Source organism: Enterococcus sp. AZ156, assembly GCF_051714165.1.
GTDB lineage: Bacteria > Bacillota > Bacilli > Lactobacillales > Enterococcaceae > Enterococcus_B > Enterococcus_B pernyi.
Map to the genome: position 1 here is coordinate 1,929,550 of NZ_JBIORI010000001.1, position 14,807 is coordinate 1,944,356.

Here is a 14,807-nt window from a genome sequence, read left to right on the forward strand (position 1 = left end):
ACATGCCTACTTTTTTAGATATCGCTAGTTATATGTTCGACTAATTAAATAGCTGCACCCCTTTCTTAACCCAGATGAAACTACGATATTAAATAACGACGTAACAAAGCTGTTATTTTTTCATCTTTTGATTATAATAACACTAATCTACCCTTTGTTTATTTTTATTTTTTTTTCGAACAAAAAAAATAAAGCACTGCCTTATTTCTATAAGTTCTGTAATTCTAGTAATAGTCATTGGTTGCAATACATATACCTATAGCCAAAACTATTTTTTTATTATTCAGAAAAAAATATCACACTATACACCTAAGAAATTTTTGTATACTTTTTATTGAAAAAACAAAATATCTTCACTTATAAAAAATAACATAATTATTCAAAAAACAATTATTCGATAAAAAACACGGCAATTCCAACTATTTCCCCTTAATTTAAAACAGATTATTTTTAAATTATAATGATTTTTTATTTCAAACGTTTGTTTTTTTTGTATACTTATAATATGCACATCTTTCCCTGAGCCTATCTAACTATGTGTTTTAACTTTAAAGAGAGACTATATTTCTTACATATTTATAGAAAAATAAAGATTGGAAGCCAGAATAATGGAAAATTTACCCATCACCTTACAACTTGATAATCAGTTTAAACGACAATATCAAATTTTAAATTTAGTACATAAAAATAAAACCAACCAGTTAACGCTCAATGATCTTTCTCTTAACTTAGAGAAGTCAAAACCAACACTAAAAAAAGACATCGAGGAAATCAACCATGCGCTGAATGAGCAGTGCGTTTCACTAAAGATTGATCACAAAGGACTACTATCGTTTCACTACAAAAAGGTAATGACGATCGATTCAATGATCACCTTATTAGCTAAAAGGACCATCACCTACCAGATCATGGATCTATTGCTTCATAATGTAACTTACTCAACCGATGAATTAGCCGATGCCTTGATGGTCTCTAGAAGTACAATTTTTAAAACGATCCGTCATATGAATAATATCTTGAAGGAATTCAGTGTGACGATCACCACTGGACCATTGAGTTTATCAGGTAGAGAAGAAGATATTCGTTTTTGTTTTTTTGCCTTTTACTCAAGCTTTGGCGATAGTACGATCATTGATTCAGATAGTGAAATCGATGCACAGTATTTAGTCGACGAAGGCCATAAAAGAGATCATGCCTTTTTACATTTTAGCCATTTTCGTGCCGCTTTATGGCTGTCGATTGCAAAAGCACGTTGGAAGTGTAAAAAACTTTGCAACTTAAATCGAAGTATCAAAGTGTTGATCAAAAGCAGCAAAGGCTTCTCTTCACTTGAGCCATTATTACAGGATTACTATCTTTCACGCTCCAATGAAACACTCTCATTAAATGAAACGATGTGGTTATACTTGGTCTCACTTCATTGTATTTCCTACACACGACAAAGTAATTTGGACGATGGTCGCTCCTATGCATTTTATCGAGAAGAAAGCCCGGGTGTCATCGAAGCGATCCAACGTTTTCTAGCGACTGTTTTCCCGGAACACATGATCAAAGACGGGACACTAGAAAAAATGGAAGCTTACTTGGTCAATGCGCGTTTACTTTCTAAAATGAGCCATACTTATGAATTACATTCACCCACGATGGTGACACAAATGAAGGTACGTTATTCTGAGCTCTACCAAGTATGGCTTGAAAAACTGACGATTCTAAAAAATAACCCATTATTTGGTTTTGTTCATATCGACTATCTTGCAGCTGCGTTGACAACGTTTCATGCTTCGCTGTTGATGAAGCAGTCGTATCGCCCTTTACGCATTTTGTTTACGATCCAAGGACCGCCATCTTTAGATGATTATATCCTGAATGAGATCGAGACACTTTTTATGCAACGGTCAACGGTCGAATTTCAAATTGAACATGCTGTCACAAAAGAATCGATCGAAACCTACCAAGCTGATCTCGTAGTTTGTAATTACGATCTTCATTTGATTGATGAACAGGTTTGTCGCATCCATCGAATCTCCAATGTACCGACGATAGCGGATTGGCGTCTTTTAATGGAGACGATCACTTATTTGTCTTTGCCTGCGTATTCAGAAACTAACTAAAGGAAAAACACTCCCTATCCTTTAGCCGTGATCTCAAAAAGACGTCGAAACAGACGTGTTTAACCTCGAGAAATAAGGCGCCACCCACGAAATTTGTTCTCCAAGTTTTCGTGGGTGGCGCCTTATTTTGCGAAGAGGTTTCTTCTATTCTTGCCGTTCATTCGGTTTTAAGTGGTACGAGAGGACGAATATCACACTCTCTTTTGATTGTCTCAGCCCTCTAATGGAACATTGAAATTTAAAAATATTTTCCTTTTTTTCTTTTCTGCTTCTACTAAAGCCTGGCGGTACTCAGAAATTGGATATACGGGAGCGGTAGTTAGTAGATTCAATTGTCCCTCTTCAACCAAACGGAATAGTTGTTGAAATTGTTTTTGCCATTCTTCATTGGAAACCGAATCCGCCCAATGCCTTAGATGATAGACTTTAGCTTGGATCGGCAATGTTTGGATAAACGCCCAATCAACTTGTTGACCAGAGAGTAACCCGATCGCAACGAACTTCCCATACGGTTGAATCGCTCGCGCCATGGTTTCACCGCTTTTCCCACCTACTTGATCAATCGCCGCCCTTACGCCTTTCCCCTTTGTATATGCTAAAATTTGCGGCAACGTTGTTTCTTCATCCCAAAGAACGACCAAATCTGCTCCTAGTTCAGTTAACTCTTCTTTATATTTTTCGTGGCGAACGATTGCAATGACTTTAAATGATAAAATTTTACTCAATTGGATAAAAATTCTACTAATGGAAGAATTTCCTGCGTTGAGCAAAATATGATCTCCTTTATTCAGGTTCAATTCTTTTGTACAGATCAACCAGGCGGTTACAGGATTGATGTACATCTGGGCAGCTGTCAAAAGATCGACCGAAGAGGGAACAATAACTAATTCACTCTTGGGTACTGTGTGATAGGTTTGCCAAGTTCCTTCCCCTCGTAGAGGTAAAACGTATTGTCCTATCATTTGTTCATCCTGAGGATCAGTGACTTGGATCACTTTCCCGACACCTTCATACCCAGCAATTTGTGGCAAGTTGATGCGATGTGCATAGGCGCCGTGGATTGGAATCAAATCAGAAGGATTGATTGGAGCCACTAACATTTTGACCAAGACTTCTCCTTGTCTTAAAGAGAGTGGTTGCTCTGCTAGTTGCACAACCTCTTGTGGCAAGCCAAACGCTCGGTAAATCAGACAGTGATTTTTCATTTTTTTCTCCTTTGATGATCGTTGGATTCTTTTCACAAGTGTAACATTTACCTAAAATAAAAAGAAGACTATGCGCGCCTTAGAAACGAATAAACGGCGGAAACAGAAGTACGATCTTCAAAAAAAGACGACCACAAAAATTTTAAGAAGCGATTTTCATGGTTGTCGCCTTATTTATTGAGCTTGAATACTTTTATTCCCACCTCTTGTGGTATCCGTGAGATATCATAGTAACCGACTTCGTCTTTGACTGTCGATGCTTTGATCACTGGTCGTGCGTCGACTGGTTGACTAGATAAATCTGTCACAGTGGCCCGACTGCCGTTAAGATTGATTGATCATCCGTCTGTCCGACAGTCACAGCAGCATCCGCTACATTTAAAATGTACTCTTGTTGTGGAACTTGCTCCCCAACAACTGTGATTTTCACTGTTGTTTCCACACATTCATCTTGTTCAAGACCAATCGTCACTTCATATTCTCCTGGAGTATTTGTCCTACTAGTACAGTCACGTCTTTTGCTAAAATCGTATATTTTGTTTCTTCTTATTTCTCATTTAAAACTGTTACTTTTACTACTTTTTCCACACTGACACCTTCTTTTAAGCCAATGGTTATCTGGTATTCTCCTGGATTTGATTCAACGGTTGTTGCTTTGATATAAGGCGTAAAATCACTTAGAGGTTCCCTTCTCCATCAACAACTTTCGCATCTGCAGCCACTAAGAGTGACTTAGGATCAATTTTTTCAGGCAAGACAGTTGCATCATAAGCGACTAACTCATACTTTTGTTCTAAACGATTGATTTGTTCTCGGTTAGAAGTGATCGATCCTAGTCAAGACTGATTGCGTTGACTCGTCTGTATCGAATCATTCCCCTTCCTCTTTTCTACTGATTGAATTGTTGCTGACACATGGGAAACTGTCACCATTGTTGTCGACACAGAGAGAGCGAGCAACATCAACGGACACATTGTTTTCTTTTTTTCATAATGTAAATCATCCTCCTAAGGAAATTTTACCCACCAATTATCTACGGATAGATTCTTCACCCATTCATAGTCCCTTTTTATTAGCGGTTTTTTGCAAATAAATAACAATCTACATCCTTTAACCAAGAATAATAACACCATTCATTAGCGTTATCGTGCTTATTATTTCCTATTATATAAATAAACACCAATAACTTAGAAATATTCGTCATTGATTATTTCTATTAAAAGAACATTCAATTATTAGAAATCTCCCAGTATCATAATTTTTTCGGAAATAAAAAAAAGGAACATCAAAATATTCCAGCTAAGATTTGATGGCTGCTCCATCATGGAACAGCCATTTGATGATATACTTGATTTGTGAAACCCTTACCAAATACTCACAATAAGCAATTGAAGAAGTCATGCTTTTATGGATGCAGCTTATCGATTAAAAATGAAAATAGATCAAAATGAACCGATTGAAGATCCCATGATCGATCTTGAGCAATCACAGATCGTCAAAAAATATGAACAACAAGAGAATCTATCCGCTTTAGGAAAAATTTTTGCTTTGGTTGGTTTAGCCGAAATCCCCTATGCAAGTCAATTACCAGTTACCCAGTCATTGATCCAGTATGTAGAAAAAACGATTGCGACGTCAGACGGTTTTTCTTATACCGGAAAAGCAGAAGATATCGTTCCTTGCTACAATGCAATGTTACTGGAAGCCTATGTTCGTCTCGGTTTAGGGCAAAAACTTTCTGCACAGCGAGCACTCATGTGGATCAAAAATTATTAGCTCTTTGAACGGAATCAAACAACCTCATGGACAGGACGTGGTATTTGTCAACATGGCGGTTGCTTAAGAAAAACCCCTTGTTACATCGGCATTGGAAAAACTGTTCGTGCGTTGATCACTTATCAAAAAATGGTGGATCAAACTGACCCACAAGTAAAAAAAATGATCACTGATGGTGTGATGTATATGGAAAAGCATCAATGGTTCAAACGCTTATCGAATGGACAGCCCATTTCTGCACACATTACAGAAAATATGTTTCCACAAGGCTACGTTTTATCCTTGACCGATCTTATCTACATCGCTTCTCATACTCCAGATCTTGATCAAGCGGCATTACGCCCACTGATCGAGTTATTGAAAATGAAGCAAACCAAAACAAAAGGTTGGAAAAATGAATATATCTATCGCTATAATGGTTACCAACCTTTCAGTATGCGTCGCCAAGACTGTCCTTGGATCACTGAAATGATCTTACATTTCATCCGTACAAACTTGTTAAAATCATTTTAAAAAAATGGTCGATATATAACAAAGGAACCTAATTTCACTTTTTTAAATGTTATTAAAAAACGAACGTTCCGCATGAACACCTTTTCACAAATATCTTTAAATCAAGCTTTCATGTATAAAAACCACTTATTTTTATTTTAAAATCAAAAAAAATATTTTGTTATGATACTATTAATAGTTTTAAAAATAACACAAAAATGGTATTATTTGATTACGAAGATTATAGAGGAGTGAATGATGTTGGTTCAGTTAAGCAAGTTTTTATTTTGGTTTCCTTTAAGTATTGCCGTGCTAGCATTTTTTTATTTCTTTAAATTAACTAAGCGCACTTTCCTGGTGTTCCTAGCTGCATGTCCAGTGATTTATTTTATCACTAAAATCATGGCGTATTACTTTTACGATTCTCTGAGGGTGTTTGTATATTACGAAATCGGCCTTCTAATATCTGTGATTTTTTTCATCAGTGTGCTTTATTATTTCTATAAAAAACGCTAACTGACAGAAAGAGATTGTGATCCCTATGCTAAGACTCGTGTTAACATAAGGATCACAACCCCTTTTGGTTACTCTTCTTTTTTCTTCTTACGTATGAATAGAAAATAAATGATCAATAGAAGGATGATCCCAAGTAAGACACCCACAACTACATAGACCCAAGTTGGGATTGACTGCTGATTCACTTTAGAGATTGCTACCTTATTCACTTCTTTCGCATCACTCTCACTGATTGAAAAATCGCGATCGAATACCCATTCGTTGTCTTTTGCATCTGAGATTGTCAAATGTAAGGAATAATCTCCCGCTTCCAGTCGTTCATTGTCCCAATCGATTGCAAATCGATACGTTGACAAGGGCGCCATTTGCATCTCTTTATCATAAGATACTTCTTTTATGACTTCCCCTGTGGCATCTTTCACCTCAGCTGCATATTTCAAATGACCGATCGCATCCATCGTTGGATTCTTCAAAGTTGCTACCACACTTGTTTTCCCAAATGAAATGGCTGGTTCGACGCCTTCTAATTCCACCTTTCTTTGCACTTCATTCGTATTATTCGTTAATTTCAATCCTAAGACATAGCCATAATTGTTAATGATTTGGCCCTCTTGTTCCGCTTGACCTATTTTCATGACATGGATGGCTGCCAAGATTTGTCCATCAAATTCTTTTTCCGGCATTGTGAGGTCAACGCTAACTTCTTGTGACTTCCCACCAGCTAAAGTGATGCTTTCTGGGACTTTCGCAATGTTGTTGATTTGAAATTCCTCCGGTATATCTGATTCATCAGTTGGTTGCGTGTAATCAATAAATCCTTGATCATTCGTATAGGCTTGGTTTACTGCAACCTGATAAGTTGACTCTTCATTCGATGTATTTTCTATCAGGAACTTGATCGTTTGTTTTTGACCAGGTTCTAATTGTAAATCAAAATAAGTTAATTTTTTATCGGCTTGATTTTCTGGAATAATTGCTTTGATATGAAAGCCCACTTCACTCTCAGTCTCTGCCTCGGTGACTAAGGGGAAGCAAAAAGCAAACATGAAACAAATGATTAAAATTATTTTCCGCATCACTACACCTCATTTATCGATTCATTTGGTTTTTCCCAGAGATTTGATCATGAACAAAAACCTATAGAAAGAATTGAAGCAATCGCTGAATGCGATTGCTCCAATCTTCTCAATTTGAACACAGCCATTAAGAAGCATCTGCCGTATTGTACAATTGATAATTGATCGTACCGTTCAAGACATTATTTACTTGTAAGACATTGCTCGGATCGGTAAAACCAATTGCGATCGATGTTACCGGAGTGGTGATTTGACCGGTATTATTTCCGGCATCTGGTGTAGTCGCTGATCGAGCGACAATCCCAGTTGCGCCTGTACCAACTAATTGTGCGCCATTGATTTGGAATGAATTCACATCAAATGTGGCTGGTGCAGCTGCTCGTGTCAATTGATTATTCGCAACAGTTGCTCTCACAGACCATGCTTGAGCGATACTATCATTTGAAACAACGATATTTCCTGGTGTACCGATCGTTCCAGTACTAAGTGAATACGTGCCATTTTCGATTTCCGTCTCAAACGCATAAGTCGCTGGAACGGCATCGAGTCTTAAATCTCCTGAAGTAGCATCGGTGATCGTTACAGTCGTTGGTGTACTTCCAGTTTGTCCTGGTACCTCTGCTGCGAATGCTGCTACTCCACCTATATTTACTAAAATCAACCCTGCGAATACTGCACTTAATGTTTTTGTTTTGTGGTTCATTTTTATTCCTCCTTGATTTTCAATTAATCTACATCGGCAACCACATTTACGAGGTTGACCGTCTGTATCGCTTTATAGGTACCACTTGGACTATTAGCAGGAACACTCAACTTAATACTTTCTTTCGGGATGATCAATCGAAAGTTTTGTTTCGTTCCTTGACTGACTTTGACGAGTTCTTGCGTTTCACCATGACTGATATATTCTATATCATTGACTTGATAGACACTGTTTTTTTCTGTCGTCAACTGTCCATCTTTCATAGAAAGCTTTGCTGTATATTCCTGCTGATTTTTAAAAGCAGATAATGAATAATCGAGTTTCCACCCGTTTGTTCCAGAACGATTGTCAACCACTTCGATCACTAGATCTTGCTTTGCTGGTACTTCAATGTCCGTCTCAGGGACTGGGTAGCGATCAAAAGTTGGGGGTATTACTTTCTTTAAATAAATAGCAGGTTCGATGATTTGGACATTCACTGCTGATTTTTTCTCTTCACCAACAGAAGACGCTCGAATCTTTGAAGGAGAAACAAACATCAGGGGCAAGATAAATAGTAGCAACCATTTGATTTTAGGCTTCATCGCTTCTGCCTCCTTGATCGATACATCAGTCCGACAAATCCAATCAGCAATGTACCGAGAAATGCAGACGTTCCATACAACAAACTACCTGTTTGCGGAAGCATCCCTTCCGCTTGCGGTTTGGTCGTTCCACTTTCACCCTTATCTATGGGACTCACTTCGTCTTTTTCATATAATTCAAACTGGATTTCTTGCTGATCGGAAGCAATCACCTCGTCGGCAAACGTAGGAGCGACTCGCACAAAGCCAGTGAACAAAACAACACTAAGCAGGAACAAAAGATTCATAGTTATTCTCTTCATCTCATCGCCTCCTTATTCGATCGTAGCCGTGTTATATAGCTTCCAATTGGCTGTTGCTCGTCCACTATAATCACCTACAGGCAACAGTTTTGAGCTATTTAACAATACACCCGCATTTTCACTCATATTCAGCGTATAAACATAACCAGTCGGGGTCACACTCGCAGAATCAAACACTTTGATTGGTGAATTACCCAGATTTTGAACCGCACTCGTAGGACTTGTTTTCCAGACGAAAGAAAAAGGTGCGTTCGTTCCACTCGTGATCGAAAGTCCAACTGACCAATTTCTTGTTGTTCGTGGATCTCTCGAATCCCATACCTTTAATTCTAAGCTATTGCCCGCATCACGATCCAAGATCCCTTTACTTTGACGAACCTTTCGATTCGTCCATTTGAATGTACTTGGTGCCTGCTCAAGTCTTAATTCTCCAGTGTAGTTTACCGTCAGATTCAATGACGCTGCCGGTTCTTCAGGTTTCGTCATTTTTCCGGAGGAGTAGACTTCAATGACAAATTTATTCTCACCATAATCAAAATATTTTGTTGGGATCATTAACTGTGTATTTGCGTTAAAATTTGTCGCCCCTGTTGTCGTGACATCAGAGAATGGAACATCAGTGAGATAATTCGTTCCTTTTCTCACTTTGAAACTCAATCGATCGCCGATATCTAAATCTTTCCAATAAAATGTTCTTTTGTACCCAGGATCGCGATTCGCAGAGATATCCAACGTCTCACTAAAATTGGTCACCGTATTGACATTTTCCCATGACAAAGCAGTAAATTGATCCGTTTTTCGAACCCAATAATACACGGTATCGCCATAGTAGATGATGTTTGTTGTATCATTTGGTGTCGTTCCCACTGGATTTGCCAAGACTGAACTTCCGTAACTAGTTAGTGCATCCGCTGACAATGTTCTTGTTGGTGCTGAATAACTCAGTGTCGCTGAATCTCCTGGATTGAGATTGATCGCGTTATTGGCTATTGTCGTGACCACTGTGATCACGCCAGTCGTTGTATTATTTGTCACGACTGTTGCTAAATTTGCTGGGGCAATCGTTGACGTCACCCCTGCAGCAGTCGTTTTCGTGATCGTCGGTGTGACTGTCGCATTTGTTGCCAAATTGACTGCTTTCGCATCAAGTACCGTCGTCCACCTCGTAGTATTCAAGGCTGCTTCACCTGTATTTACCTTGATCGTTGATTGGATCTTAGCTGGCTGCTCACTCATCAAATATTTACTTTTACTTGTATCTATACTTGGAACAGTCACAGATGTATTGCCGTTGTCCAATACATTACTCGTCACTGTCGCGCCTATCGGTATCGGCGGCTGAGTAAAAGCAAAACGAACTTGTCCTGATACGCTACCGTTGGCCGCTGTAAATCCCCAGTAGGCTCGATTGTTGTTGGTCGCTAATTGTAATTCCGAGTTCAAATCCCCCCAAGGTATCGTTGTGTCAGCAGTTTTTGCTCCATTGACAGGATTTCTAAATGAATACGTAAAGTTCCGTGTGTTGCTATTAAAGCTATAATTGAACTCGTACCATGTTCCATCTTGGACATTGGTACTGACAGCTCCATTAAGTGGGATCAAGCTGTTGTGTTTGATCCGTCCGGGATTGGCGAGGGTCAAAGTGAACCACTCATTTGCTCCTAAATCACCATTCACTGCATTGATTGGTTGATACGTTCGGCTTAGGTTACCCGGAAAGGTATACGCCATATGTGGCGTACTTCCAGCAGGAATCTGTGCGTCATAGCGTGCTCTACCAGTTACTGCTTCATTGGCAAATAAATCAAATTCAACCGCAAATGAATTACGAATAGCTGTCGTTTCTGGCGTTCTCTGAGCCAATAACTCATAGTAGCCGCCAGTCGCTCCGTAGACACCCAAGTTTTGACCGTCGACACCTACCGCTCGTGAGTTCGTAATGGCCGTTGTTTTTCTTGCATCGTTATGCATGACAAACGCCACGCCATCTGCTTGTTGTGTGCCAAAATTGACGTAGACACGTTGCGAAAAGGATTTTGTGAAATCCAAGCGATACGCGTCATTTGACCAAATCGACGTCCAGTTATTACTCCCCGAAAGAGAGATTTGTGAAAATGGTTTTCCGCCATTGTCATTTGTATTCGTGACATTTGAAACGACAGCCCCACCATTTGGTGCGGCAAAAGCGCCACTGATAGGGATAGCTCCCGGCGGTACGTATTGAGAACCTGTACCTGTTGCAAAAGCTTGGATTGCTCGTGCCTGGGGTGGTTGATAGTCAGAAGACGTCGAGCTTTGCTCTTCCGCTACTTTCGCTTCACTGGTTGCTTGCTGTGTCTCGGTTGTTTCCTGATTTTCTCCAGTTTCGCTATTTTCTTCAATGGTACCGCTCGTTACTTCGGTTGGTTGACTCCCTGAAGTACCTGATTGATCATTATTTTCTGGTTCAACAAGTGGAAGAATTTCTCCTTCAGGTGGTGTCAGATCCGTCAGTGTTCCATTTGCGGACTTGTACTTGACAAATAATCGAACAGGTTCAGTTGGTTTGGTAAAATGTAGGGTAGAAAATTGTTCTTCTGTCAACACCTGATTCTCAGTAATGGATTGATCATCTATCATAAGTGGGATTTTTTCACCCTTAGAATCAATCAAATTTACGGAAAATTGTAACGCTTCAGATGAATTTTTTTCTAGTTTAAAACGCACCCCTTTATTCGTGTCTTCGAGTGATAACGCCACTTCTCCATTATCGACCAACACATTTTTTGACTGCCTTTGATTGACATCAGCAAAAACAGAAGAGCAAACGCCTCCAATAAAGAACACCACAATAATAATGAACGTTATAAAAAACGGTCGCGTATTGGTTTGAATTCCATTCCTTATCCCCACAAACTTTACCTCCTTTGTCCAAACTATCGCAATTTGAATATAGAAGACTTTTAAAAAGTCGTTACTTTTATCATTTTTTCAAATAGCCTTTGAGATCAGGTCCATTTCTACTAGATTTCACTAGAAAATGAAAATTTATCAAAGACTATTATGTAAAAACAACGGAGGAACTAAGCGAGTTACCCAAAATAAAAAAATAAAACTATGTATAATCTAACTATTCTCTTACGATATCTCTCATCAAAAAAATAATAACATACTTTATTTTTTAAATGAATTTTTATGCTTATAACATTATGTATTTAGAGAACGATAACTATAATAAAACACTTCAATACCAATAGTTGGAAACGCAATCACAAAATATTAATATTTATGAACAAACAATGAATACGATGCTCATTGTATGCACGACTCGCTTTTTTAATCAACTAATAGGTTGCTTTGATTTTCCCCACACTAAAATTCTGCAAAGCAACTAAATTTACGATTGCTAAAAAAACACTAGTAAAGGCAGATAGATCCGCGTTTTACTAGTGTCATTCTTAGTTATTATTCCTTCACCCGAGCTAACTCCGTCCATTTCCAGTTTTCCACTACTGGCAGATCATGACCTTCTTTCCGAATATACTCTCGATGTGCTTTCAATTGTTGCGTCATTTCCTCAGAAAAAGCTGTTGCTTCTTCACCGTACACAGTTACCGCTGCATGTTGCGCTAAGTGGAAACGATCCAACTCACTAAAGACACGCATATCAAACGGTGTAGTGATATCGCCATTTTCTCGATAACCATGAACCATCAATTGGTGATTGTGCCGTAAGAAGAAAATATCCCGGATCATGCCTTCATAGCCATGGAAAGCAAACAGAATTGGTTTGTCTTTCGTAAAGAACGTGTCAAACACTTCATCACTTAGTCCTCTCCGATCAACGGATGGGTGTCTTAACTTCAAGATATCCACCACGTTGATAAAGCGGATTTTTAGTTGTGGAAATGCTTGATTCAATAGCGAGACTGCCGCAAGTGCTTCAAGGTTTGGTTCTGTGCCTGCTGCTGCGACCACTAGATCTGGCTCTTCATTCGCAGAAACCGTACTAGCCCACTCGATGATTTTCAACCCCTCATTGGCTAGTTCTTCTGCTTCTGTTGCAGAATAAAATTGCGGACGTGGATGTTTACTGGAAATAATCAAGTTGATGACTTGCTCTTCTTGCAACGCACGATCCATCACAGCCATCAAACTATTCGCATCTGCAGGCAAGTATTCGCGAATAAACTCTGCTTTCTTCTCTGCTAGATGGGTCAACACACCAGGATCTTGGTGGGTATACCCATTGTGATCTTGTTGAAAAACAGTCGATGTGGCAATCAAGTTCAATGAAGGATAGTTTTTCCGCCAAGGCTGATCACTAGCTTTACGCATCCACTTGAAGTGTTGCGTCAACATCGAGTCAACCACACGTAAAAAAGATTCGTAACTAGCAAAGAACCCGTGTCGCCCTGTCAAAACATACCCTTCTAAAAATCCTTCTGCTTGATGTTCCGACAGTTGTCCATCAATGACCCTTCCTACAGAAGACTGCCACTCATCTGAAGCATCTTTAGGTTCCAACCATTGTCGATCTGTCACTTCAAAGACTTTATTCAAGCGATTGGATTTTGTTTCATCCGGGCCAAAGATCCGAAAATTGGTTGGGTTCTTCGTGATTACATCTCTGGCTTGTTCTCCAAAGACCATCATATCTTGCGCAACAACAGCTCCTGGTGTTGCAGTATCCACGGCATAGTTTTTCCAATCAGGCATAACTAACGGTTTGGGATCGATTCCGCCATTTGTGATTGGATTTGTCGACATCCGACGATTGCCTTTCGGTGAAAGATCTTTGATTTCTTGTTTGATTCTTCCTTGTTCATCAAACAGCTCTTCCGGACGATAAGATTGTAACCAATCAATCAAATGATCGACGTGTTCCATATGCTCAGAATCGACTGGAATCGGTACTTGATGCGCACGAAACGTTCCTTCCACTTGTTCATTTTCCCACGTCTTTGGTCCTGTCCAGCCTTTTGGCGTCCGAAAAATAATGACGGGCCATCTTGGCATCGTGGCTGATTCCGCAGGTGCTTGTCTTGCTTCGTTTTGGATTTCTTTGATTTCTTCGATCACTGTATCTAGCGTTAAAGCCAGGATGTGATGAACAACCTCTGGATCTGTTCCCTCAACAAAATATGGTTTCCAACCCATTCCTTCGAAATACTTTCGAAGATCCTCATCACTCTTGCGGGCAAGGATGGTTGGATTAGAAATTTTTCCGCCATTCAAATTCAAAATTGGTAACACCGCACCGTCATTGACCGGATTGATAAAGACATTTGAAAACCAACCGCCAGCTAATGGACCTGTTTCTGCTTCGCCATCGCCTACAACTGTCGCCGCGATCACATCCGGATGATCAAGGATCGCACCTGTCGCATGGGCAAGTGAATAGCCAAGTTCTCCACCTTCATGGATCGATCCTGGTGTTTCCGGCGCAGCATGGGATGCAATCCCGCCAGGATAAGAAAACACCCGACATAAATGTGCCAATCCGGCTTCATCTTCTGTAAATTCAGGATAGATCTCACTGTAACTGCCATCAATATAAGAATTGGATACCATCACTTGTCCACCATGACCAGGGCCCTCTATGTAAAACATATCCAAATCGTATTTATTGATGACACGATTTAAATGTGCATACACAAAATTTTGTCCAGCAATCGTTCCCCAATGCCCAATAGGATGTGTCTTTACATCGTCTTTAGTTAATGGACGGCGTAATAATGGATTATCTTTTAAATACATTTGAGCAACAGAAATATAATTTGCAGCCCGCCACCAAGCATCTAATTGTTCGAATTCTATTTGTTTGTCTACGTTTGTCATATCGAACACCCCTTTAATCATTGCTAGTCCTACGAAAGAACAAAAAATGAGTCTGGCCTTTACCAGAGTGTCCAGACTCATCTTCGTCGCTTCTTTCGACTGCTCGTATGTGCTATCCCTTAATCAGCTGATAACATTACGGTATTTATTTAACTTTAACTTGAATCTCTAAGAAATGACATCATAACGCTCTACTTCTTTGAAAAAGAGTGTTTGACGTAA

12 protein-coding genes are annotated in these 14,807 nt (G+C 39.3%); 3 read left to right on the forward strand and 9 right to left on the reverse strand.

Annotation, left to right across the window (positions count from 1 at the left end; translation table 11 throughout):
- Positions 1-608 precede the first annotated feature (608 nt).
- Positions 609-2,111 carry a helix-turn-helix domain-containing protein gene (locus tag IGJ95_RS09165; protein ID WP_023519944.1) on the forward strand — a complete coding sequence of 501 codons (1,503 nt, stop codon included), beginning with the start codon at positions 609-611 and terminating at the stop codon, positions 2,109-2,111.
- Between the two features lie 212 nt (positions 2,112-2,323).
- Here the strand turns inward: IGJ95_RS09165 and IGJ95_RS09170 are convergent, their stop codons facing one another.
- The 3 genes from IGJ95_RS09170 to IGJ95_RS09180 form a co-directional block, all read right to left on the reverse strand.
- Positions 2,324-3,316: a zinc-dependent alcohol dehydrogenase family protein gene (locus tag IGJ95_RS09170; protein ID WP_096081610.1), complete on the reverse strand. Its 993-nt coding sequence runs from the start codon at positions 3,314-3,316 to the stop codon at positions 2,324-2,326.
- A 170-nt stretch (positions 3,317-3,486) separates the two neighbouring features.
- Positions 3,487-3,624, reverse strand: coding sequence for a hypothetical protein (locus IGJ95_RS09175; protein WP_023519946.1), 138 nt, complete (start codon positions 3,622-3,624; stop codon positions 3,487-3,489).
- Positions 3,621-3,788 (reverse strand): hypothetical protein, encoded by a 168-nt coding sequence (locus tag IGJ95_RS09180; RefSeq protein ID WP_023519947.1) that lies wholly within the window; start codon positions 3,786-3,788, stop codon positions 3,621-3,623. The genes IGJ95_RS09175 and IGJ95_RS09180 overlap by 4 nt, the downstream gene beginning before the upstream one ends.
- Before the next feature lie 935 nt (positions 3,789-4,723).
- Here IGJ95_RS09180 and IGJ95_RS09185 point away from each other — a divergent pair.
- Positions 4,724-5,092 (forward strand): hypothetical protein, encoded by a 369-nt coding sequence (locus IGJ95_RS09185; RefSeq protein ID WP_228760917.1) that lies wholly within the window; start codon positions 4,724-4,726, stop codon positions 5,090-5,092.
- Positions 5,093-5,203: 111 nt separating this feature from the next.
- On the forward strand, positions 5,204-5,605 hold the full coding sequence (locus IGJ95_RS09190) for a hypothetical protein (RefSeq protein WP_228065588.1): 402 nt from the start codon (positions 5,204-5,206) through the stop codon (positions 5,603-5,605).
- 563 nt (positions 5,606-6,168) lie between these two features.
- Here IGJ95_RS09190 and IGJ95_RS09195 read toward each other — a convergent pair.
- The 6 genes from IGJ95_RS09195 to IGJ95_RS09220 form a co-directional block, all read right to left on the reverse strand.
- The gene (locus IGJ95_RS09195) at positions 6,169-7,176 is read right to left on the reverse strand and encodes a DUF916 and DUF3324 domain-containing protein (RefSeq protein ID WP_228065589.1); all 1,008 of its coding nucleotides are present in this window, start codon (positions 7,174-7,176) and stop codon (positions 6,169-6,171) included.
- Between the two features lie 127 nt (positions 7,177-7,303).
- Positions 7,304-7,879, reverse strand: a complete 576-nt coding sequence (locus IGJ95_RS09200) for a hypothetical protein (protein ID WP_010735043.1) — start codon at positions 7,877-7,879, stop codon at positions 7,304-7,306.
- Positions 7,880-7,902: 23 nt separating this feature from the next.
- A complete protein-coding gene (locus IGJ95_RS09205) occupies positions 7,903-8,463 on the reverse strand; it encodes a WxL domain-containing protein (RefSeq protein ID WP_153830211.1) in 561 nt (186 codons plus the stop codon).
- Positions 8,460-8,765: an LPXTG cell wall anchor domain-containing protein gene (locus IGJ95_RS09210; RefSeq protein ID WP_010735041.1), complete on the reverse strand. Its 306-nt coding sequence runs from the start codon at positions 8,763-8,765 to the stop codon at positions 8,460-8,462. Before IGJ95_RS09210 ends, IGJ95_RS09205 begins: the two co-directional genes overlap by 4 nt.
- Before the next feature lie 12 nt (positions 8,766-8,777).
- Positions 8,778-11,657 carry a hypothetical protein gene (locus IGJ95_RS09215; protein WP_438761769.1) on the reverse strand — a complete coding sequence of 960 codons (2,880 nt, stop codon included), beginning with the start codon at positions 11,655-11,657 and terminating at the stop codon, positions 8,778-8,780.
- A gap of 552 nt (positions 11,658-12,209) precedes the next feature.
- On the reverse strand, positions 12,210-14,585 hold the full coding sequence (locus IGJ95_RS09220; RefSeq protein WP_023519950.1) for a phosphoketolase family protein: 2,376 nt from the start codon (positions 14,583-14,585) through the stop codon (positions 12,210-12,212).
- Between the last annotated feature and the right edge of the window lie 222 nt (positions 14,586-14,807).

Excerpts from the sequence above, each read along its gene's own strand:
- IGJ95_RS09205 (WP_153830211.1), bottom strand. The coding sequence starts at position 8,463 with ATGAAGCCTAAAATCAAATGGTTGCTACTATTTATCTTGCCCCTGATG.
- IGJ95_RS09185 (WP_228760917.1), top strand. The coding sequence starts at position 4,724 with ATGGATGCAGCTTATCGATTAAAAATGAAAATAGATCAAAATGAACCG.
- IGJ95_RS09220 (WP_023519950.1), bottom strand. The coding sequence starts at position 14,585 with ATGACAAACGTAGACAAACAAATAGAATTCGAACAATTAGATGCTTGG.
- IGJ95_RS09200 (WP_010735043.1), bottom strand. The coding sequence starts at position 7,879 with ATGAACCACAAAACAAAAACATTAAGTGCAGTATTCGCAGGGTTGATT.
- IGJ95_RS09195 (WP_228065589.1), bottom strand. The coding sequence starts at position 7,176 with ATGCGGAAAATAATTTTAATCATTTGTTTCATGTTTGCTTTTTGCTTC.
- IGJ95_RS09170 (WP_096081610.1), bottom strand. The coding sequence starts at position 3,316 with ATGAAAAATCACTGTCTGATTTACCGAGCGTTTGGCTTGCCACAAGAG.
- IGJ95_RS09165 (WP_023519944.1), top strand. The coding sequence starts at position 609 with ATGGAAAATTTACCCATCACCTTACAACTTGATAATCAGTTTAAACGA.
- IGJ95_RS09210 (WP_010735041.1), bottom strand. The coding sequence starts at position 8,765 with ATGAAGAGAATAACTATGAATCTTTTGTTCCTGCTTAGTGTTGTTTTG.